This is a genomic window from Candidatus Bathyarchaeia archaeon (assembly GCA_035283685.1).
In the GTDB taxonomy this organism is placed as follows: Archaea; Thermoproteota; Bathyarchaeia; order Bathyarchaeales; family Bathyarchaeaceae; genus DATETJ01.
This window is the reverse complement of sequence record DATETJ010000003.1, coordinates 34799-55337: the sequence shown is the minus strand read 5'-3', so window position 1 is coordinate 55337 and position 20539 is coordinate 34799. Positions and strand designations below refer to the sequence as shown.

Annotated in this window: 20 protein-coding genes; 8 read left to right on the top strand and 12 right to left on the bottom strand. The window is 43.8% G+C overall.

Translation table 11 applies throughout. From position 1 onward, the window contains the following. Window position 1: 1 nt before the first annotated feature. From VJ249_03780 to VJ249_03760, 5 genes are all read right to left on the bottom strand, one after another. Window positions 2-505, bottom strand: a complete 504-nt coding sequence (locus tag VJ249_03780; GenBank protein ID HKZ93686.1) for a hypothetical protein — start codon at window positions 503-505, stop codon at window positions 2-4. A 4-nt stretch (window positions 506-509) separates the two neighbouring features. Next, entirely contained in the window at window positions 510-761 is a 252-nt protein-coding gene (locus VJ249_03775) for a hypothetical protein (protein ID HKZ93685.1), read from the bottom strand. 136 nt (window positions 762-897) lie between these two features. After that, entirely contained in the window at window positions 898-1251 is a 354-nt protein-coding gene (locus VJ249_03770; protein HKZ93684.1) for a hypothetical protein, read from the bottom strand. Between the two features lie 345 nt (window positions 1252-1596). Further along, window positions 1597-2883, bottom strand: a complete 1287-nt coding sequence (locus VJ249_03765) for an ATP-binding protein (GenBank protein HKZ93683.1) — start codon at window positions 2881-2883, stop codon at window positions 1597-1599. Between the two features lie 120 nt (window positions 2884-3003). Next, window positions 3004-3558: a hypothetical protein gene (locus VJ249_03760; GenBank protein ID HKZ93682.1), complete on the bottom strand. Its 555-nt coding sequence runs from the start codon at window positions 3556-3558 to the stop codon at window positions 3004-3006. Window positions 3559-4258: 700 nt separating this feature from the next. On the opposite strand from VJ249_03760, the gene VJ249_03755 reads away from it, so the two are divergent. Both VJ249_03755 and VJ249_03750 read left to right on the top strand, forming a co-directional pair. Continuing rightward, complete coding sequence (locus VJ249_03755; protein ID HKZ93681.1) at window positions 4259-5251, top strand: hypothetical protein; 993 nt, start codon at window positions 4259-4261, stop codon at window positions 5249-5251. A 94-nt stretch (window positions 5252-5345) separates the two neighbouring features. Beyond that, window positions 5346-5873, top strand: a complete 528-nt coding sequence (locus VJ249_03750) for a hypothetical protein (GenBank protein ID HKZ93680.1) — start codon at window positions 5346-5348, stop codon at window positions 5871-5873. A 200-nt stretch (window positions 5874-6073) separates the two neighbouring features. On the opposite strand, the gene VJ249_03745 is transcribed toward VJ249_03750, so the two are convergent. From VJ249_03745 to VJ249_03720, 6 genes are all read right to left on the bottom strand, one after another. Next, window positions 6074-7561 carry a class I SAM-dependent DNA methyltransferase gene (locus tag VJ249_03745; protein ID HKZ93679.1) on the bottom strand — a complete coding sequence of 496 codons (1488 nt, stop codon included), beginning with the start codon at window positions 7559-7561 and terminating at the stop codon, window positions 6074-6076. 5 nt (window positions 7562-7566) lie between these two features. Continuing rightward, window positions 7567-8757, bottom strand: a complete 1191-nt coding sequence (locus VJ249_03740) for a restriction endonuclease subunit S (protein HKZ93678.1) — start codon at window positions 8755-8757, stop codon at window positions 7567-7569. After that, the gene (locus VJ249_03735; protein ID HKZ93677.1) at window positions 8754-9053 is read right to left on the bottom strand and encodes a hypothetical protein; all 300 of its coding nucleotides are present in this window, start codon (window positions 9051-9053) and stop codon (window positions 8754-8756) included. Before VJ249_03735 ends, VJ249_03740 begins: the two co-directional genes overlap by 4 nt. A 136-nt stretch (window positions 9054-9189) precedes the next feature. Beyond that, a complete protein-coding gene (locus tag VJ249_03730) occupies window positions 9190-11901 on the bottom strand; it encodes a DEAD/DEAH box helicase family protein (protein HKZ93676.1) in 2712 nt (903 codons plus the stop codon). A 588-nt stretch (window positions 11902-12489) separates the two neighbouring features. Continuing rightward, window positions 12490-12888: a hypothetical protein gene (locus tag VJ249_03725; protein HKZ93675.1), complete on the bottom strand. Its 399-nt coding sequence runs from the start codon at window positions 12886-12888 to the stop codon at window positions 12490-12492. Window positions 12889-13062: 174 nt separating this feature from the next. Next, window positions 13063-14244: a tyrosine-type recombinase/integrase gene (locus VJ249_03720; GenBank protein HKZ93674.1), complete on the bottom strand. Its 1182-nt coding sequence runs from the start codon at window positions 14242-14244 to the stop codon at window positions 13063-13065. A gap of 377 nt (window positions 14245-14621) precedes the next feature. Between VJ249_03720 and VJ249_03715 the strand changes: the two genes are divergently transcribed. The 4 genes from VJ249_03715 (at window position 14622) to VJ249_03700 (ending at window position 17668) form a co-directional block, all read left to right on the top strand. Further along, window positions 14622-14960 carry a winged helix-turn-helix domain-containing protein gene (locus tag VJ249_03715; GenBank protein ID HKZ93673.1) on the top strand — a complete coding sequence of 113 codons (339 nt, stop codon included), beginning with the start codon at window positions 14622-14624 and terminating at the stop codon, window positions 14958-14960. Between the two features lie 224 nt (window positions 14961-15184). Next, complete coding sequence (locus VJ249_03710; GenBank protein HKZ93672.1) at window positions 15185-16141, top strand: ABC transporter ATP-binding protein; 957 nt, start codon at window positions 15185-15187, stop codon at window positions 16139-16141. Then, window positions 16134-16895, top strand: coding sequence for a hypothetical protein (locus tag VJ249_03705; GenBank protein ID HKZ93671.1), 762 nt, complete (start codon window positions 16134-16136; stop codon window positions 16893-16895). Before VJ249_03710 ends, VJ249_03705 begins: the two co-directional genes overlap by 8 nt. Next, complete coding sequence (locus VJ249_03700; protein ID HKZ93670.1) at window positions 16892-17668, top strand: ABC transporter permease; 777 nt, start codon at window positions 16892-16894, stop codon at window positions 17666-17668. The genes VJ249_03705 and VJ249_03700 overlap by 4 nt, the downstream gene beginning before the upstream one ends. 108 nt (window positions 17669-17776) lie before the next feature. Here VJ249_03700 and VJ249_03695 read toward each other — a convergent pair whose 3' ends face one another. After that, window positions 17777-18253, bottom strand: coding sequence for a hypothetical protein (locus VJ249_03695; protein HKZ93669.1), 477 nt, complete (start codon window positions 18251-18253; stop codon window positions 17777-17779). Between the two features lie 374 nt (window positions 18254-18627). Between VJ249_03695 and VJ249_03690 the strand changes: the two genes are divergently transcribed. Both VJ249_03690 and VJ249_03685 read left to right on the top strand, forming a co-directional pair. Next, a complete protein-coding gene (locus VJ249_03690) occupies window positions 18628-19089 on the top strand; it encodes a DinB family protein (protein ID HKZ93668.1) in 462 nt (153 codons plus the stop codon). Between the two features lie 129 nt (window positions 19090-19218). Further along, window positions 19219-20421: an MFS transporter gene (locus VJ249_03685; GenBank protein HKZ93667.1), complete on the top strand. Its 1203-nt coding sequence runs from the start codon at window positions 19219-19221 to the stop codon at window positions 20419-20421. Window positions 20422-20539: the final 118 nt, after the last annotated feature.

Sequence of the window (20539 nt, the reverse complement as noted above, 5' to 3'; positions counted from 1 at the left end):
CTCACTGTTTTTGCGTGGTTTTCTCGCTGGCCTTTTCAAGTGCCCACAAAACGGGAGCTGTAAGTTCATCTTTCATTTTGGCATCAACTTGACCCTCAAGGACAATGGCATAAAGGAAGCCCTCCTTTGCTTCAAGGCGATAGTTTATGCCGTGCTTTTGTTTGAGCGGCTGAAGAATTCTCGGTTCTAGAAAATTCTTGATCGGTTGAACGTCGACTTTGATTTGTAATGTCTGTACAGGAAGGATGGTAAGCCTATTCGATTCTTCAACAACCCTTGCGAGCAACCTGCTACCTTTGTACAACGCATTGAGCTCCTTCTTTGCGGCTTCCGTGAAGCCCTTAGCCTCTCCTACCTTAGCGAGCAACTCATCAATCGCATTCATCCTGAACTGGGCTGTGTCTCTGTCGATAATTAACACTGAAATCTCAAAATCTGATAGCTTCGAAACGTCAACTTGAGGCGTTTTTGCGTCTTTCTTGTCACCGGCTGCGTTTCGACTCACCTCTTTACCTCCTAGCCTCGTACCGAATTTTGTGGATGAACATCGGTGGATTTCCAAATCTAATGGTCCAGCCCTCGAGCTCGAGTTTGCCACCGTTGTTTTGGACCTCTCTTTTGAGGCATGGAACCAGGTCGGCAAATGTCCAGTACGCTGCAAACGCTGTGCCAACGCCAAACCTGGGGTGACTTAAGTGAGCCTCAAAATGTTTCGGGAACCGGCGCCAATCTCCGAAATGAAGTTCGTGCAGGCTAGTCATGGTCTTCTCCTTCAGGTTAACCGAAAATCTTTTTTGGAGAAAGAACAGAGAGAAGACCGCAGACCCCTAAAAGCTCTCTTGAGAACGGGAGGGTTGTCGTCTGTTGTGGGCGCCAGCGGGCGGCCCATTTTTTCTGTCAAGTTTTAGTTAGCCCTCTCTTTTCTTTTGAAGTCTCGTTTAGAGTTAAAATCAATCGTGACAGGTCTTCCGCTTTCGCTACCATGTTATATTCGTTGAACAAGTTCCAAATCTCCCCTTCAAGCATCTTCTGTGTTTGACTTTTCCTCTTCATCAGTCGAAGATTTGCCAAAATTACCTCAATGCTTGAAATAACTTCGCCCTGTTCCAAGTCCTGAGAAAAAATCACAGCCACAGAACCATTCGTCAAACAGTTGACCTTGCAGCCAAAAGCGCGCCGGACACGCGATGGGAAGTAAATCGTGCCGACCTTCTGAACATTCAATTCGAAGAGCTTAAACTCCGATTCCATGGATTCCATGTAAATGGAATATGGTCAAACAAATTAATGACGATATGGTTAGCAACTCCATGACAAAAATTGTGCTATGAGCTTCCATTTTTTGCTTTGGTTATAACAAAAACCAAAGCCTTCAGCCAAGACGTCCATGGGGCTTACACAATTGCCGAGTTCATTTTAAAACGCCACGATTTGCTGCGTTCATTGCAAAAATGAAAGCCTCTTTGTGCTGCTTTTCGCTCCCTAGCAAGTCCCTTTTAAAGGTAGCAATGGAGCCTTTAAGCTCGCCTTGAAGCTACTTCTTGATCCTTTAAGGAACGCTTTTCTCCCGTCCTCAGCCTAGGTTTTGACCCATTTTCACCAAGACGAAGGTCGCTGTTGCTTCTTCGCGTAGACATCGTCCAACTCGGTTCTCTTAATCTGTCTGTCCGAAGCTCCTCTTCTAATGAATATTCCCCTGTTGTTCAAAACGTAGGGCTTGTTTGTACCCTCAGGAATCTCCACGATAGTGACGGGTATTTCGTGTAGAACTTCTTGGTGAATCTGCACATCGATCGAAGGATCACAACTATCAGCTATCATGTCCACAATCTTGTCTTCAGCGTCTTCCTTGAAACCGCAGATCCGGCAATTGTCATCAACTCCAAGGAAAATGGATCCACCATACGTGTTGGCAAATGCTGCTACTGTTTCCAAGAACTCTCTGGAGTCGAGTTCTTTCTTGAACTCTACGTGTTCGTTTTCTCCTCTGCTGATCATGTCAAGAAGTCGTTCCTCGCTATCCTCTATTACTACCTGTTCTTCCCTTGACGGATATCTGTAGTCGAACTTCTTGCCATCTATGCTATCTCCCTCTTGGGCTGAGAGAATGTGAGCCTCAACGAGAAAGGGTTCTTCATCTGCCGTGAATACAGCTTGTCCGTTTTCTATGGGGATGTCATCTGAAGTATAGCTTCGGTCTATGCCCTTACAGTAGAACTTTGCTCGCAAGTCGGTCTGAGCGATACTTCCAGTCTCTACTTCCAGAGTTATTTTCTTCCCGGCGAGTCGCAAATACCTTATACGCGCTCGGTAATCTGGTACTCGAAACTCGATTTCGCTTTCTATGGTGTGCCAGTCTTCTGGAAGGTTCAACTCTAGGAGTGAGTCTACTGCCTCCACACCGCTTGGAAATAAAGGTAACCCTAATTTCGACAAGGAATCAGAAGGCATTGCTCCCTTTGCACTATCATCTATGCGAGCGTAGGCATAGAGCATCGGCCATTCGCTTGAAAATCGGCCATATCGGGTACGGCTTGAAAGAAACCTCACTTCGCCCATGGAAGCTTTTAAAGGAATCTCTGGATAGTCGCCAAACTTCAGTGTTTGCTTCTCGAAGATCGAGCTAGCAAGGTCAAGAGCAGCTTGTATCTTTTCCGTCTTCCTTATGAGGACGAACTCCCCATAGTCATATTTTGTCTCGTGTATCGGAGTCTCGCCTTTTCTTTGAAAATCTATTATTCCGAAGCATACTCGCCATTCATTTTCCTTGTTTTTGGACAGAGCTAGCCCTATGATAGCACTCTCGAAAGTCTCTTTGCGCTTATCTATGGCTTCAAGTATTTCTTGGAGTTTCTTTTGAGTTCGCTCATCAACAACTGTCATGAATCCACTCGCCAACGGACGTCCGCTACGCACTAATAAGGAGTGCAGAGATTTTAAGACCATCGTCAGCAGTAACTACGGAGCTAGCCTCGTAGTAAGGGTCTTTGAGAAAAAGAGAATCTAAAGCCAGACGTCAAAGCCGCGTGCAAAGTTCTTAAATTCATCGTGCATCATGGCGTAGGTGGCTCGGGTCTTGACAGCGGTTTTCATCGAGAGATCGACGTCGTACATTCCCTGGAGTTTTTCAAAAAAGGCAAGCTGCGATCTTGAGCCCCCATTATTTCTAAGCATTGACAATTGTGCTGTGGTTTTCTCTAATGCACTGAAATTCTTCACGAAATCACTGGTCCATGGCTGAAGCCAGGTTTGAACTGTCTTGCCTTCGACAATTAACTGGGCTCCTAGAACGAGTCTACTTGTCTGTCCATAGTGAGTGAGCGCACTTTTCATGATCGCGTTTAGTCCTGCTTTTCTATCCTGAACATAGATGACTTTGGTTCGCGCTTTCAAGCCGTCTTGGTGCTTTCTCGTGCCTCGGGCGCCGTTCTTCGGCTCTATTCTGACGTCGCCCTTTATTCCCGGCATGAGTCTGACTGGCCACAGCTCTCTTGAAACCGAACCCGTTTTTCGTGAAAGACTCACCGCGAACAGCGCAGCAATATTTTTCGGTTTCACATCCAGACACCAAGGAATATTTGTTATTTTTGGAATTTAAGGCTTAAGAGTCGAACGCGGCTTAATTTTCCATTGTTGTTAAATTTTATTAACAAATATGCTTTATTTTGGTGAAATAACTCTAAAAAAGGCTTAAATGCTCAGACAACTGATTTGATTGAAGTGAGGAGGTGACAAGATCAATGAATTGTCCCAAGTGCGGGAATAGCATTCCGTACCCAAACTGCCCACCAGCATCCAAGGGCTTTTGTCCGCACTGTGGCGGAGTCATTTCCAAGACAATCGTCAATAACGCTCCAACGTCAGAACCGGATTTTGGGGTGAAAATCGTAGAAAGAGGCACGGATCAACGTGGCTCTGCTCACAGAGGATAAACGCAACGATGCACGTCGCCCGCGCCGACCGAGGCTTCCGAGGGCAGGTTCGTCAAGCGCGTACTATTGTTTCAGTTACGCGTGCTTCAGTGGACTTAGCCTACATAATGAGCCAGTAGTCACATGGAAGCTACTCAGTATTGCACTCAGGTCGCTTCTTCCATCTCTTGACAAAATGAAGAATCAATTTTCCTTCTTTGTACTTTATCATCGCAACATCAAGGTCTCAGATATGGTTTTGCTCTTTGCCCAGAGACGTATTTGCACTTCAGAAAACTCTTTTATATAGTATCCATATAAGTCAAGTAAGAATTTTGGTGGCAGCTTTGAAAATAGAACCTCAGGATGAGGCAGCTATAATTAAAATGATCCTGAGGGATATTTTGAGGATTTTACATACAAGTTCTCAGCAAGATTTTTCTCAAAATAGAGTGAAACTGCAAAAAATAATTTTCATTGTTGCTGAGGAACTTGATATACCCCTAACAAGAAGCTGGTATCTCTATGGTGGGTATGTTCATAACGCAGATACTACAATCCCAATAAATGAGATGACCTTCTCATCAGAACCAACTTGCGACCAAATTAAGAACGCAGAGAAATTATTCGCTCCCGTACAATCGAAATATTCGAGAATCATGGATGAAACTGTTAGAAAGATCTTTTATACAAAGCTCAACACCTTTCTTGAGGAATTCTACCGAACAAGAGCACCTGAAAAGTATAAGCCGCTCTACTACAACAACCTCGCAATAGAAAGAAATTTCGAGTTAGTCAAGAAATTTGAACCCAAAACAAAAGGCATTATTCAACAGACACTTCTGAAATTCAGTCTAGAAACAAATGAATTTAGCCATTACAGACACTTCGCAAAAAACCTTTCTAGGTTAGTTCTTGAAATTGCTGATTCGTCAGATTTTTCATGTTTTTATGATTATACTAATCGATATATCGATTTGTTAGAGGATTATCTGGTTAAAGTGGATCTTGAGAGAGCATGGTTTTTGAATTGCTTGAAGCTCTTGAAGGACATGTATGAAAAAGCAGTCTGGAAACCCATTGCTCTTAAGATTTCATTGAAAACCTTAACAGGCGTATGCGCAGATAAAGTAAGAAAAAAACAAGAGGCTATTCTTTCAAATGCGGATTCATGGATTAGCAATTGCTTGGATAGCTTGTATGAGACGCTCGCAAAAAATGGGTTGCTGCTAACGCCTCATGAAAGGTCGCAATTTTTCAGAACAGTCTACGGGAAAGAAGAAGACTTTTTGGGGACAATTTCGAATGTCTGGAAATCCTACAAAAAACCCTGCAAGTAGGATTTGCTTTCTTGACACATGCGTCTATATCAATTATGGTGTGCACTTTGATTTTTTTCATAATGATTGCGTTCGCATTTTCAATGCATCTCACATGAGGCACACAAGCGAAAGTGTTATTTCAGAAATTGAGAATTTCAAGAGCTTTATGTCCGAATTTGGCAGAGACTTGAACATTGTGCTAAGCAGGAACAAAATAAAAGACCTTAGAAAATTCCGTGAAGCCATGTTTCAAGGGTATAATGAAAACCAAGGGATTTTCATTAAACAGTTCCTTGAAATCGTGATAACACGAAATGAAGAAGTTATTGTAAGTGAATATCGTGCAACCAGAAGAGAAGTAGAATCCAAAATAGGTGCTGTCTTGGAGACAAAAACGCAGAAACCTCTTATACCCATATCAAAAGATCAAGGCTTTATTGACTCGCTTGTCTGCATCGAAGACGAGGACGATAGACAAATTGTTGCTGATGCAGTTTTATGGGCAACTGGGTATGATAGTACGATATTCTGCACTTCTGATTCAGTTCATATTTTGACAAGTTCTCCCGCAATAAAGTCGACCATAAATAGTTACTATCATAAAAATTGTATAGATTTTAAACATGTCAGAGATATATGATTGCTTTCAATAATCCAGGTCGAAAGACTTGACAAAATCAGCAATTCGAGAATCTTTGCCAGGAAATAGTGAAAGCTGGGGTGACTGGGCAAATCGAGCCTTCGATGAAGCCAACAGGCGTAACAGCAGGACCAAGCCACAAACAAGAAAGTGCTTATTCCTTAAATCATAAGGTCAATGGGAAATGCGCCCGAGACTGCTCAAGAAATGGTTCGTAAGGTTTCAACAATCTTGTTTTCCAGCTCTAGAATTTTCTGTTTGATTACTTCAGGGTTTTCGTAGACAACTTCTTCGTACTCAAGTTCTCTGTATCTTGAAACGCTTAGGTCATAACCATTTTCCTTTATTTCTTCAATGGGAACAAAGAAGCAGCTGGCTTTTCTATCTTCGAATCGCTCGAGATCTCTTTTGCTGAATTTACTCAATATATCGGGAATATCGCCCTTTCCGTCTAGGAAAGTTCTCTTATCATCAAGACTGTAGCCGTCAGCTTTCATATCATAGAACCACACTCTCTTAGTGGGTTCTCCTTTTGTAAAGACTAGAACCGCCGTAGATACCCCTGCATAGGGTTTGAATACGCCTGAAGGCATTGATATGACTGCATCCATGCGACATTCCTCAAGTAATTTTCCCTTAATCTTTTTGTGTGCTCTAGAATTACCGAATAACACTCCGTCTGGCACAATAACTGCACATCTTCCGCCACCTGAGAGGATGTTGTACATCAGTTCAAGGAAAAGAATCTCTGTCTTCTTAGTTGTGATTGAAAATTCTCTACTAATCTCCGATTCGTTGATACTTCCCTTGAATGGTGGATTCGCCAAAACTACGTCATAGCGATTCTTTTCTTGGTTATATCTACTGGAAAGCGTGTTCTGTTCTCTTATGTTAGGTCTTTCAATTCCATGCATCATCATGTTCATAAGTGATATTCTTAGCATTGTCGTGTCAAAATCATATCCATAGAAAGTATGTTCTAACAGCAGATTCCACTGTCTTTTTTCCAGTTTATCTCCTTTAGACCCGTATTCGTTTCCTAACTCATCTGTTTTGATGAATTCCTTTGAAGTGTTATTTCTCAGGATATGTTCATAAGCAACAATCAAGAAACCCGCAGTTCCACAAGCAGGATCGCAAATACTATCGCCGATCTCTGGATCTACTAGGGAAACCATCATCTTTATTATGTGTCTCGGTGTTCTGAACTGCCCGTTTTTTCCGGCGGTTTTCAATTCTGAAAGTAGATATTCGTATAGATCTCCTTTTGCATCCCTGTTTTGTTCCTTGATATGCATATCATTGATTATTTTCACAGCTTCAATAAGAAGGGAAGGCGTTGGGATAGTGAACACAGCATGTTTCATATATTGAGCATATAGGGAGTCTTCTCCACCAAGTGTTCTAAGGAATGGAAACACTTTGTCTCTAACATGGTCTAAGATTTGGTTAGAAGGAAGATTCGTCCATTCCGACCACCTGCAATCATCATTAACCTTGAAGACGGATTCATAATGCTCTCCGCTTAGTTGAGCATTTTGTTCCCTGCCGATATCTTCATCTTCCAGTCTCCTCATGAAAATCAGATACGACATCTGAGTAATGGCAACAAGAGGATCCGATATTCCTCCGCTCCAAAATTTATCCCATAATTGGTTTATTTTCGATTTCAGTTCTGTATCTAGCATGCTAACTAACCTCTAAACACTTTTTGCACCAAAGCATTGAATAGGTTATCAATCTGTTTTTGTGATTTTCTTTGATGAGCTCTCATTTGTTCAACTTGGTTGGCTGTGGAAGCAAACTTGTTCTGAAGCTCAACAGGGGGCAAATACATACTGAATTTCTTCAAGAGAGTTGGACTGATATTTGACTGGTTTACGGCCTTTCTACAGCGTATAGAGAATAGTTGCTTGAAGAATCGGGTATTCAGCAAGTGTGTAAAGAATACAGGGTTTATGTTCTCTCTTAGTTTCAGCTTCACAAGATAAGACGCCAGGACTGCGTCAAGATCCATATCCCAACATGCAGTTTTGCCAACTAGTTCAGTGGAATTTGTCCTATTGAAAATTACATCATCCTTGTGGAGTTTTAGTTTCTCGAATTCTTCCCTTGGTAGTTCTACATAAGAGTGATTTGAAAGATCAAGACGACCATCATATGTAATGTTGCCCATTCCAACAACTGGATAACCTCTTCCATCTGAATTAGATTTGACTGAGGTCCCATACTGGGAATATTCAATGGCATCGTTAATCTTGATAACATCCCAGTGTTTTGGATTGTTCTTTGGATCTCCAAACATCTCCAAGAAAACACTATTGGGATAATCCTCAGATAACTTATCAGATTCCTTTCTCCATTGTTTCAGTTGATCTGCCCTTTCAAGAATTGCAACCATTTTTCTCAATTGAGGATGAGGTGGAATAACAACCCTGTATCTCTTTATGTCGCTAAGTCTAATTGACGGGTAGCTATCATTTAGGGATAGTTTCGATATTTTGGCCTCTTTCAGTGAATAGTAAAGATATTTTACCAGATCTTCATCATTGCCGTTCACCTGTATTATCGCAAGATGATTGACTACATATGAGTCATATTTCAGTAGTGCAATATTGTCAGTTTTAACAGACATTCCACTCTTTGGAAATACTATAGAGTTCTTAGGATATTTTCTTAACTTGTACTGGGTAACTGCGTTATCGTTCACCCTTTTGCAGTGCTCTCCCACGTATTTACCTTCAGTTAGAGAATTCAGATCACCTGCTTTCACGAAGACTTCATTTCCAACGTACCATTCTTCGCCTTGTGGGGCTCCTTGACCTGAATCAACCCTTGCAATTTCTTGGATCTTTACCTCTTGCCCCCCGTTTGGCAGTTTCATTGTCTTTTTCTCCTTAGAATATTACTTGGAACAGGGACAGAATCTTCTCTCTTCTTTCGAAGAAAAGACGTTCTTTCTCCCATGCCGAGTGTGATAATGTCATTCAGATTTTCAACAAAAACTGGTGAAACGTTTCTCAGAACCTCGACAGTTTTTCCAGTGTCAAGTTCAACGGACCATGTAAAGGAATCTTTGTTTCTATCGTAATTGATTATGTTTCTGCCTGCGACCGCATGTGGAACTGTGATTCTCATTTCTTTCAGGATTAACTCCCTGATCAGGTAAGCTGGAGACACCCCCTTCTTTTCACAATGTGCTCTGAATAAGGTAAGTTCATTACTCGGAAGTTTAGCAGAGACTGTTCGATATTCCATGCGTAAGCCTAAGTGCAGCTCAACTTATAAGTATTTATGTAAACCAAGGTTTACATAATTATCGCATCTTGATTCGATTACATTTTTCAATAATGAGTTTCAATTCCTCTATCTTGAAAAAATCAAGAGGACGCTCATTGGATAAAGGTGGATTTGCCAGATCCGGGAGTCCGATGCGTTTTCTATTGGCAAAGACCTTTTTCAACACGGCTAGAAATGCCAATTGCTTAGAATTGTATTCTGTTTTGGCAAGGACATATTGGTCAAACTCATATTCGATTAGTTCTTTTGGATCGGATTTCTCTGTAAGACCCATTATTTTATGCAGAAACGACAGAAAATCAATATTCTGATACTTTTGAACATTATCAACTGTGAGACCAGGTCTCAATGAAGACAGCTCGAACTCCAATTCCGCCAATTCAGGTGGCGTTATTCCTTCACCATCACGAATCTTCCTGATAATAGGATTTACGTTCAGGAATTTCTTCAACTCTTCATCTTCCTTGATTTCCATTAGGTATTTTTCTCTGAGCAAGACAATGTCAGGAGCATCCACCTGGACGATTTTCGTTGGCTCTGGTTCATAATATTTCATTAATGGTGCGATTTGTACCACTAAGAACTCAACGTCATTGAATGTTAGGTCTTCCCAGAAATCCTCTTGCAGTACACGTATTATAATGTCTCTGTTTTTCCTTATTTCCGTTAGATTATCTTTTCGGAGAATATTCTCGCACATCTCCTGAACATAGTGTCTGACGTTTTCTATCAGGTCTTTCTTTCTGTCTAAAACATAGCCAAACAGTTTTTCTGTCTGAAGTATGAAAGAGGAAATATTCGCATTCCTGCCCTGATTAAAGATCATTAGAGGTGCTATCTCTCTCATTAGTTCATTGACATAATTCTGGAGATTAAATGATTCTCCTTTTATTTTTTCAAGTGTTGGCAGTTTCTCCCGCAGAATGAAGGATTCTTTATCCAACTCGTCTATAGATGCTATAATCTTGTTTGAGATGATTTTCTTTTGATCTTCATCAAGGGATTTTTGTAAGAGTTTCACTCTGTTTTCGAATATCCGAGTAATAACATCTTTAGCAGCGGATTTTTCTTTTGTTTCTTCGAACTGATGATAATAGACATTAGAATGCCCTCCTATCTTGAAATCAAGAATTAGAAAATCATTCTTCTCTCTATTCGGCAACCAAATAGGATGCTTACAGGCTTCTCGGTTTCTTGTTCCTCTTCCTACCATTTGCCAGAACCGGATATGGGAAAAAACTGGCTTAACGAAGACTAGGTTGCACACTTCTGGAACATCTATGCCCGTATCTAGCATGCCAACAGACAAAGCAATCCTTGGCTCAGATGTTAAGCCAAACCGTTTTACCTCATCGTCTGCCCGATACATTTCAGACGTAATAACCTGAACGTCATTGCTGAGATTCGGAACAATGATTCCAAAGATTCTTTTCATGTGTTGGGCGTGTCTCTGACTCGCACAAAAGAATATAGATTTACAAGGCTTGCCTTCATCAGATTTGTAACAACTATTCATAAATTCTCTAATTATCACTTCATTGGTCTTGTCGTCCATGAACACCCGATCAAAATCTGAACCAGCATATTCGGCTTGCTCTGGATTGACTTCCTGCCGTCTGAGTTGATCCTTCAAAGCTTCCGTCAATGTCGAGCCTTTGATGCCGAGAGACAATCTCTCAGTGTCTATTATTTCCGCTTTGTACGGAACTAGAATCTTGTCGATAATGGCTTCATCATAGGAATACTCTACTGTTGGCTTACCTTGCTCACACCCAAATAGGTCGTAAGTGTTTTTTGTTTCGTGTTCTCTAGGTGTGGCAGTAAGTCCTATTTTGATGGCATCGAAATATTCGTCAATGAAATTATTCTTGTCATAATAGGATCTATGAGCTTCATCAAAAACAATTATGTCAAAAAAACCAGGACTAAACTGTTCAGCTAGCCTTGGCTTGCCACTCATCAGTGTTTGCACTGTGGAAACATACAATCTCCCAGTAGTAGAAAAACCCTTACGAAGATCTACAACTGGCTCGGTAAAAAACTGTTGAAATCCGCTTGATTCTGCCTGGTTCACAAGAGCAGTTCGATCGGCAATGAACAAAGCGTTTCGAACCATATTGGAATTTATAAGGCGATCAATAATCGCCATCGCAACTCTTGTTTTCCCAGTGCCCGTGGCCATCTCAACAAGAGCTTTTCTATGTCCTTCTGAGAAGTGTTCACTTAACTTCTGAACCAAGTATCTGTTCTTAGATCGATCAATTATCCGTGATTCAAATTTTGCGTCAGATGGATTTCTCTTTTTGCCATAGAGATCTCCTCTTCGCCTGAGATCCTCTTGACTAAAGACACCACTGACCTTGCGCTCTATTCCATCTTCATCAATGAAACGCCAGATTTTGCCATTCGTAAGAAAAATAGGCACTTTCTTAGTGGTTTGTTTTTCAATGTCTTTTGCGTATGTTCTAGCTTGAATTCGTCCCTTTTCCTCATTTTTGGAAAAATCTTTTGCTTCGATGATGGCTAAAACCGAATAATCTTCATCGAGCAATACATAGTCTATGAATCTGTCAACACCTTTCTCAGGGTGGCCATCATAGAACACAAGTTTTTTGTCGACAAAATCGGACTTGACGGAATTGACTTCTTCTTCAACGTATTTTGGAATCCATTTTCTCTTCGATATCTCAGGATCAATGTATTTTTCTCTGGTGCGTTTTTCGCCCATTGAACCTGAGAATTCCTCGTTTGACATTAAGTAAACGATAGAACTCTTATGATCTTATAAGTTGTGCTAAGCGCGAGCTAATCCACCCCTGAGCCCGCACCATCTCTAATGGACCTCTTTACCGCCTCCTTTCTTGCGAAGCTGATTATCTGGGCAACTGTAGCATTTCAGACCTTGAATCCACGTGCCTCCGTGTTTGCGACAGTAGACTTGACCTTCATTCGTAACTCCGGCTAGATGACTCCAGCAGAGAACCGCATGCACGAGCGCTAGCATTAACATAGCTAGCTAAGAAGAGCTTTGTTCATCTCCCAGAATTCAGAATCTTAGGAGAAACGCTACAATCACGTTCAAATGAAGAGCCCAATACATCTCATTTCTGAATCGTCGCCGATAGCACCACATAGGGCAGAATAGGCCTGCGATTCTTTCATATTCTGGTCCGCAATTCCCACAAAGCAATTTGTCCAAAACTCTATCTAGTGAATCTCTGAAATTCATGCAGCTTCATCTTCCTGTACGTTGTGGCGATGGCTTCGCCACTCCCATCTCAATACCATGCATGTCCCTAACCGTCATCTCGTTCGTCTATGATATTGAAATTATCCTGCATTTTCTTGTTTTGACGAAGCCGACGATGACTGCAAGCGATGGGTATGGAGACCGCGCATAGTATTTTTCTATCGCAACCCGCCTGCACTCATTTATCATGGCCCATGTGCCTTTTGTGTCAGATGGCAAAGCCGCGTTCATAGCAAAGACCAGATCAAAGCATTCGTCTTTGAACGGTAGCATACACGGGCTGCCCAAGACTATATTATCGTAGACTTGGAGTTGCTTAATCTGGTTGATGCGCTCTTTTGTGGCGCCAAAACTGGTGAGTGTCAGCTGGTAGCAGTCTTTGACTAGGCCGCCCCATTCCACATTTGAATAGCGCATATCCAAGTCTAAGACGCTGGCACCCTTTTCCGACCATTCGCAAGTCATCTCAAGCGTCACGTTTCCAATCACTCCCACTCCAGATACTGCAGTTTGAAGGGATTTTCGAGTTCTCTTTTAGCTCGACCATCGTCGCTATTGCTAGCGGCGATAAAGCTTGCCATCAAATATTCTGTACTCTTCTATCAGGACTATTCGTAGCCGTGCTTCATATTGGCAAAATCACTCTTGCACTTTCTCCACAAGTTTCTGGTCAAGCCTTTCTTTTGCCTCATGCAGCATTCGGAGCGTTGTTTCATCACCAAGTCGTTCAGCAAGCACCAAAATCAGAGTTGCGAATTCTCTTACAACTGAATCAAAGGTCTCTTCGTATTCCTTTATTTGCTCCACAATTGCCTCGATACGTTTCCGGAGGCTCGATATTTCTTTCTCTTGTTGAACTATCAAGTCTTGCAGTGGTTTTCTCTCTTCGACTGTACCCGTTACGTTGAGGTATTTGCTGAGTTTTGTGAATACCTTATCCAGCCTAGCTTTCGCAATGTATGTTTCGTCACTTTTTTCAACAGCTTTTCCAACCATCAATTTGGCCGCTGTTAAGCCAACGCCTGTTTCGATAGCGGCCCGCATGAGCAAACGTCTGAAACAGTGAAAAGTCAACTTCTGATTACCGGTCTTGATTCCAGCCTTTTCAGCCAAATTCTTCAGCCATACTCCAAAGCTGTCCTCATCAAGCGGGTGTTTTCCATTCGACGGCCAAAGAAACGGGGAAGGCTTCTTTCTCTTCCGTAGTGTCTCGAGATAGGTTTTTAGAGCTTGAACGGTCTCTGCGGACAAGAAGCCCTTCGTCTGAACATGCTCTTTACCCGTTTCGATGCTGAACGGAATTGGCGGTTCAGAGTCCAAGTTCGGCAGCTGTTCAACCTTGATCATTTTGAAGTCGCTAAGGCGCTGTCCCAGATCTTTTGCCATAAGCAGAATGGTTCTGCCCCGAAGGTCAGCAACTTTATGCATCGCCCTGAGGTCTTCAACCGTAAGCGGATAATCTTTCTCTGAGATCATGGTTTTCTTTACCTCGCTCGGGATAACAGCTGTGTTCAGGTCTAGATCAAAGAACTTGAAAAACTGTGTTACAGCAACGTAGCGGTTTCTTGCGGAGTTGATGCTGGCCCCGCTGTTGAGCTGTGTTCTGTGCCATTCCTCGACTAGCCTTTCGAATCTTCGTTTTTCTTGGGGACCCTTGCCCTGCATTGAGTCTTTTCTCTCTTGCAGAATCTCATTTAGCTGCTCAACCGAGTACGTGCCTTTATACCACTCTGCAAATTTTCTGACAGCATTCCGATAGGACTTGTTAGTGTTCTTGGCCTTGCTTTTCGCAATGTAATCCAGAAACTCTTGAGCACTCATCTCTTAATCGGCTAACTCTTTAGTTCCCTCTGAATATAAAAGGATATCTGCATCCGAAAGAAATTCGGGATAGCGGGAGATATCTTCGCCTGCCTAGGCTGATCTCAGCGACCTCATGGCGTTCTGGGCGTCTATCAGATTACTCAATCACTTTGATTTTTCATCGAGCAGCTTCATCGAGTGAGAGAGAAATAACGCCTGCCGAACCGGCACTCTCATGATAGACTTTGCCCACGCCAATGTCAGCGGCTGGCAAGGTTCTATAAAACCTTGATGATGGAATTCTCTATAGACGAATCATGCATAGGCGCTTTCGCGATGAGCAGTTATCGAAAGAATTATTTTCCTAGTGCTACAGATATAGGAAAGCGATAGGTATGTACGCCTGCTCAACTTTTAACTGGCTCTTTGGAAAGATGCTTCTCTCAGGCTTCAAGTATCGGGATAGAACCAGCATTATCAGCGATATTTTTGATTCGATAAACAGTGACCCTAAAGGAAAAACTAAAACCCGCATCATGCGAGACGCCAACCTAAGCCTTGACCAAGTAAACAAGTATCTGCACCATTTGGTGGTTTCTGGTGCCATTAGAGCCACAAGCCCCGTGGAGAGCCAAGAGTTGGCGAGATACAGGCTGACGTCGAGAGGGTTCTTGATGGCTAGGGATGCTGCAAAGTGGCGTTACGCTCTGGCTCATCCGCCCCGAAGAATGTAACTTGCATAGTGTGCGGGTCGGGTAGGGTGAAATTGTGAGAGGAAGTCAATGGATAAGCATTGAGTCTTGCTTCAGCCCGCACACTTGGTTCTGAACACATCTTCTATAATAAGCTAATGTAACAATTCTCTATAGTACGCCCCATCCACGAGGATTCTGTCTTACGGTTTTTATATTAGTCTGCATACCTATGGAGACTGCATCTTGAACTGGAGCCTCAACTAATGCTTGCAGTAGAGACAGAGAACCTCGTGAAAAAGTACGGCAAAGCAACGGCACTCAAAGGGTTAGACTTCACTGTCGACGAAAAAGAAATCATGGTTCTGCTAGGTCCAAACGGTTCAGGAAAGACCACTCTTCTTCTCATTCTAGCCACGGTGCTCAAGCCAACGTCAGGCGTGGCACGCGTCAAGGGCTTGGACGTTATAACGCAGCCAACTCGTGTCCGCCAAATCCTAGGCATCTCTTTTCAAGAGGCTCGTGGTTTTTGGCGCCACAAACCACCAGAAATACTGCGATTTCACGCCACCATATGCGGAGTTCCAAAGAGCAAACGAGAACCCATGATCGAACAAATTCTGAAGGAATTGGAACTATGGGATGCGCGAAACAAGCTTTTCATGCATTTGTCAGGTGGACAAGGAAAACGATTGGAAGTTGCCAAAGTGTTGATTCAACGTCCGCCATTCGCCATTTTCGATGAACCAAGCAGCCAAGTCGACCTCCGTGGCAAGCGCACAATATGGGAGCACATACGAAAACTAAGGGAAGAAGGCACAACCATACTCGTAGCCACAAACGAAGTCCGCGAAGCAGAATACCTAGCCGACCGAGTCACAGTTCTGGATCAGGGAAAAAGCGTTGTATGCGACACCGTACGTAGCTTGAAAGACAAGATTGCCGGGGGCGACATAGTTGAACTGCAAGTTGAAGCCTCAGACAAAACTGGCTTGCTAGAAGCGCTGGAGAAAATAGAAGGCACGGTGAAAGTTGCGTCCACCGAAGAGAATCAGTTTCGCGCCTACGTGTCAATGGCAGAGTCGTGGGTCCCAAAAATGACCAGACTATGCTACAAAAAGAACGTACGCGTAGTGTCGGTAAGAGTGACCGAACCATCCCTAGACGACGTCTTTCTGCACTTCACAGGTCGCGCTCTGGAGGCAACACCAACAGTTGGGTAACGTCACACGTATAATCTGGTTCGACTTGAAACATGAGTTGAATCCTCCCGTATGGATAATTATCGAGTGGTTGCTCTTCGGCTTGCAGCTTGCCGTGTACGGCGCGTTAATCTCGAGGCTAGTCACTGGAATAACTAACTATCTCCAGTTCTACGCCGTTGGCTTTGTGGTCATGATGACATTTGAAATCGGATCACACACTGGTCGCCACTTTGTCGAGCACGCTCATGAGGGACGATTGCCCTACTTGCTCAGTCTCCCCATCCCGCGCCGCACGTTATTTCTAGCAATAACTTTTCAAGGCGGAGTGGAACTAGCCCTGTTGCTGTCGGTTCCCCTTTTAGTGACTTTGTTGCTAATTGGAAACTTTACAGCGATTTCAGCGGTAGCCGTTGTGGCAACATTGTTTTGGCTAGGCTTCGGCGTGGCAGGACTAATGCTCGCTCTGTCCTTCATAGCTTTTCGCTCAGCCGACATCTATGCTGCAATCACAGCTGCGGTAGGTGCCCTAATAATTCGTTTCAGCACCGTGCTGTATCCCCTCATCTTTCTGCCCCCGCAATATGCCACCGCCGCCCTGCTAAGTCCGCTCACCTACGGAGCCGACTTGGTGCGGCTTTTCCTAGGATTCGACCCCAGTCTACTGCTAAACCCAGTGTACGCGGCAGCCGTGCTCACAGCTCTAGCAGTCAGCACTCTCGGCTTAGGTGCATTTCTACTTCAACGACTTGTTGAGGGCGTCAAAAGCGGATGAGCGAAATCCAACGCATACTGCAGGTTGCGCGCAACGACTTCTCCTACTTCTTCAGAACAAAATGGCTGATGGCTATACTGCTAAGCCTTAACTTATCAGACATGCTCGTTGTAGCTCTGGTTTACCGAAGATTAATGGACTTCAACTATTTCGAATTCTTCGTTCCAGCAGTCGTCGTTATGGGACTGTTCGCCGCTTCCCTAGACACGGGCAGACGCATATGGTTAGCCATGAGAGAAAACGTAATCCAATACTACCTGTCTCTGCCCATAAGCACCCAAGGACTAGTCATAGCTTACCTACTTGCAGGAGGACTCGCCGCTCTAGTCTACTCCAGCTCACTCCTCATAATCGCCCTTCTTGTCCTTCCAGCACAAGCAGTGTCAACCATATTCATTCTGCTACCGTTTCTCTTTGTCCTTGCCATGGGACTCGCCGGCATTGCAGCTACACTAGCAGCTTTTGCATCCACTCATGGAGAATACTTCTTCGCCTTCCAACAAATCGTTCAAGCATCGCTACTGACTTTCAGCACTGTTTTCTACCCAATCGACGTGATCCAGAATTACTTGCCACCCGTGCTTGTGAGCTTAGCCGCTGCAAATCCGCTCAGCCTAGCAGCAGAAGCCATCCGTCAATTCGCTTTTGGCGGTTTACCTGTGCAACCTTGGTTCTTGGCAAATATGTTGCTTGCAAGCATCCCCTTTGCCCTATTGGGCGCCTTCGCATACTTCATGGCTTTGCGCACCATGCAAGCCAAAGGTAAACTCTGACAAAAGAGAAATCAGCAGACATCAGCCGGTCTCACAGAGCAGAGAAGATTAACTTTAGGGCGGTTTTCCAGTTTGGCTGCAAGTGCATTGAGTGATCCGTTTCGTCATTTACGGCCGTGTTGAGCCACTGGCATTAGCTTCAACTGGGGATCGATGTTGAAAGAAAAACAGCAGGGCAGTGAGTCCTGAGCCTAACAAGCCACCGTAGAATCCGGCTCCAAACCACCATTCGGAAGGTTCGCTTTCTAGGATGCTCACTACAAACGTAATGGCTCCTACCAAGACGATTACAAACGCAAGTGAAGAAGCTATTAAGCCAGATCTAATTGTTCGCTTGTTGATCTCTCCCTTTAACTGCAATCCTTTAACCGAGATAAAGGAAGTGTAAAGCAAAGCTAGAACAACGACAAGTATTAATGCAACGGCTAATGGCGTGTCAATACTCAGACCGATCCAACCCCAACTTTCCGCGTAGTATCCATAGTTATACCAACCCGCAAAATCTTCAAGAACCAGCAGAAAAGCGCCCACAAGACTAGTTATCAATGACCCGACAAAGAAACTCGAAGAATTGCTTTTTGACATTCTCTCTCCTCTCTCTTGGGATATCTCGAAGATTCTGCGCCATCCTGTTTATACGACTTTCGGAACTAGTCGCCAAAACCCCAAACCGCTGCGACACCACCACAAAATCGTTCACAACCAAAGCGAGCACAAAACGGGATAGGCTCTGGCGCAACTCTAATGAACTCACATCGAAGTAAAGAAAAGGCACACACTTACAGACACGCGGAGATTGCTGCCAAAGCCACTTGCAGCGACAATAGCAGAAGCCAGCGTCGATGCTTTTTGAACGGCATCTCTTTCTCATTAGATCATGCTAAGACTGCCCGCTTGAGAAAGCGCTTTTTAACACCCGCCCATCCTAATCCATAGTTGGGGTGTATATAGTGGTTGACATGAGAAAACTTTTCGAATACAATGAGAGCGTGAGACACAGATATTTTGAGACGTTAACTAGGCTGTCTTGGAAAGAGTTCACCATGAACAGAGAAGCGAGCTTTCACTCAATCAGAAATATTTTCATCCATACTTTGGGCGCGATAGACTACTGGCTAGATTGCCTGCAGAAAAAATCCCTTCATTCCAAGAAGAAGTTCAGCGAATATAGGTCCTTTGAGGAAGTCAGAGCTTACATGGAATTTGTGGAAAAACGAGTTGCGGATTACTTTTACTCACTGCCGGATGACGGGCTCAACAAGAAGTACACGCTCAAAGGCGACGACGGAACAGTCAAGGTGACAGCGGAAGACATTCTAATTCACGTATTCGAAGAGGAAGTTCATCACAGAGGCGAATTGATAGCGCTCCTTTGGCAGATGGGCATTGAACCACCCTCCATGGGCTGGAAAGGACTTTAGCTGCGAATTCAAAGAACCCAAAAAAACTGCTTCGAAAACATGAACCAAGAAGGAGATCAGCAGACCGCTCTCCAGGCTAGAGACACTTAACTATAAGTTGCCTTTCTAGTTTAGCCGCAAGTGCATTGAATGATTCGATCCATCGTCTACAGCCTCGCTTTGCCGTCAGGAACGCTTAGTCGAGACCTAAAACTGATCTTTGTCTCAAACTTTGTAGGCGCCGTCGGCGACGGCCTATACGCTTACATTCTGCCCATTTATATCCGAGGCTTAGGCGCTTCTTCAACCGATGTTGGCTTTCTTTTCTCAATTTTCATCCTGAGCACTGCATTGACCATAATCCCAGGAGGCATTCTAGCAGACCGCTACGACCGAAAAAAAGTCATGTTTCTAGGCTGGCTCCTCTGGGTACCAGTCCCACTAATGTTCTCAGCCGCAACCCACTGGACTCAACTTATCCCAGTCATGGGATTGTACGGCTTCTTCCTCAGCGGACCCGCAACAAGCGCCTACGTCATGACCTCTGCAAGAAAAGACAGAGTGACACTCACATACACTTTGATGAGCGCATCATGGTCGACAGGCTTTATCTTCTCTCCAGGACTAGGCGGATACCTTTCGACAACCGTGGGAATCTCAACTGTGCTAACCCTGTCTTTCGCTCTCTACGCTGCCGCAACAATAATCCTTCTCTTCATCCGCAGCCAACGCGCAGAACGATCCTCAACTCAGCAGGAACAGATCAACTTCGGCTCTTCTCACGCCCGAAGAATAACTCTCTTGTCGATGTTCTTTGGACTCGTTTTTTTCTTTCTAAACCTAGTCAGACCTCTTGTGGTGCAATTTTTTCAAGATGTTTATGCTCTTGAAAGCTTTGAAATAGGAGTGATGGGCTCCGTTGCGTTCCTAGGTTCAGCTCTCTTCTCAATTCTTCTAGGTAAAGCCGGCGACAAGCTGGGCAAGATGGTGGCCGCCGCAGTCGCACTGCTCATTGGAGGCTTCTCATTCGGCTTATTCATATATTTCACCAATTTTTTCGCTTTAGCATTTGCATCTTTCCTAAACGGTGCATCATACATGCTCTGGTCGCTCATGGGCGCATCCGTGGGCTCAATTGCACCTCAGGCTTCCAGAGGCAGATGGATCTCGCTAGCTCAAATGTCAGCTACACTCTCCGCAGCAATTGCCCCATACATCGGCGGCGTGCTATATGAGCAGTCACTAGTTGTACCATTCTACGTGATCATTGTAGCTTCACCTCTCCTTTCCCTCGCAGCCTTGACAAAACCATTCAAAGAAAAACGCCCAAAAGCCGAAATCTTGGCTGGATAGCAAGTTTCTTATCCACTCGATTTCAGAAATAGAGCAATCAGAGTGAAAACCATGGCAGAACAGAAAAAGAAGAAATACTATTACTACAAAAAGAAGGAGAAAACAGCTAAGGAAGTAA

Excerpts from the sequence above, each read along its gene's own strand:
- VJ249_03730 (HKZ93676.1), bottom strand. The coding sequence starts at position 11,901 with ATGGGCGAAAAACGCACCAGAGAAAAATACATTGATCCTGAGATATCG.
- VJ249_03725 (HKZ93675.1), bottom strand. The coding sequence starts at position 12,888 with ATGACTTGCGAATGGTCGGAAAAGGGTGCCAGCGTCTTAGACTTGGAT.
- VJ249_03685 (HKZ93667.1), top strand. The coding sequence starts at position 19,219 with ATGATTCGATCCATCGTCTACAGCCTCGCTTTGCCGTCAGGAACGCTT.
- VJ249_03765 (HKZ93683.1), bottom strand. The coding sequence starts at position 2,883 with ATGACAGTTGTTGATGAGCGAACTCAAAAGAAACTCCAAGAAATACTT.
- VJ249_03750 (HKZ93680.1), top strand. The coding sequence starts at position 5,346 with ATGAGGCACACAAGCGAAAGTGTTATTTCAGAAATTGAGAATTTCAAG.
- VJ249_03775 (HKZ93685.1), bottom strand. The coding sequence starts at position 761 with ATGACTAGCCTGCACGAACTTCATTTCGGAGATTGGCGCCGGTTCCCG.
- VJ249_03720 (HKZ93674.1), bottom strand. The coding sequence starts at position 14,244 with ATGAGTGCTCAAGAGTTTCTGGATTACATTGCGAAAAGCAAGGCCAAG.
- VJ249_03745 (HKZ93679.1), bottom strand. The coding sequence starts at position 7,561 with ATGCTAGATACAGAACTGAAATCGAAAATAAACCAATTATGGGATAAA.
- VJ249_03740 (HKZ93678.1), bottom strand. The coding sequence starts at position 8,757 with ATGAAACTGCCAAACGGGGGGCAAGAGGTAAAGATCCAAGAAATTGCA.
- VJ249_03710 (HKZ93672.1), top strand. The coding sequence starts at position 15,185 with ATGCTTGCAGTAGAGACAGAGAACCTCGTGAAAAAGTACGGCAAAGCA.
- VJ249_03715 (HKZ93673.1), top strand. The coding sequence starts at position 14,622 with ATGTACGCCTGCTCAACTTTTAACTGGCTCTTTGGAAAGATGCTTCTC.
- VJ249_03700 (HKZ93670.1), top strand. The coding sequence starts at position 16,892 with ATGAGCGAAATCCAACGCATACTGCAGGTTGCGCGCAACGACTTCTCC.
- VJ249_03695 (HKZ93669.1), bottom strand. The coding sequence starts at position 18,253 with ATGTCAAAAAGCAATTCTTCGAGTTTCTTTGTCGGGTCATTGATAACT.
- VJ249_03690 (HKZ93668.1), top strand. The coding sequence starts at position 18,628 with ATGAGAAAACTTTTCGAATACAATGAGAGCGTGAGACACAGATATTTT.
- VJ249_03770 (HKZ93684.1), bottom strand. The coding sequence starts at position 1,251 with ATGGAATCGGAGTTTAAGCTCTTCGAATTGAATGTTCAGAAGGTCGGC.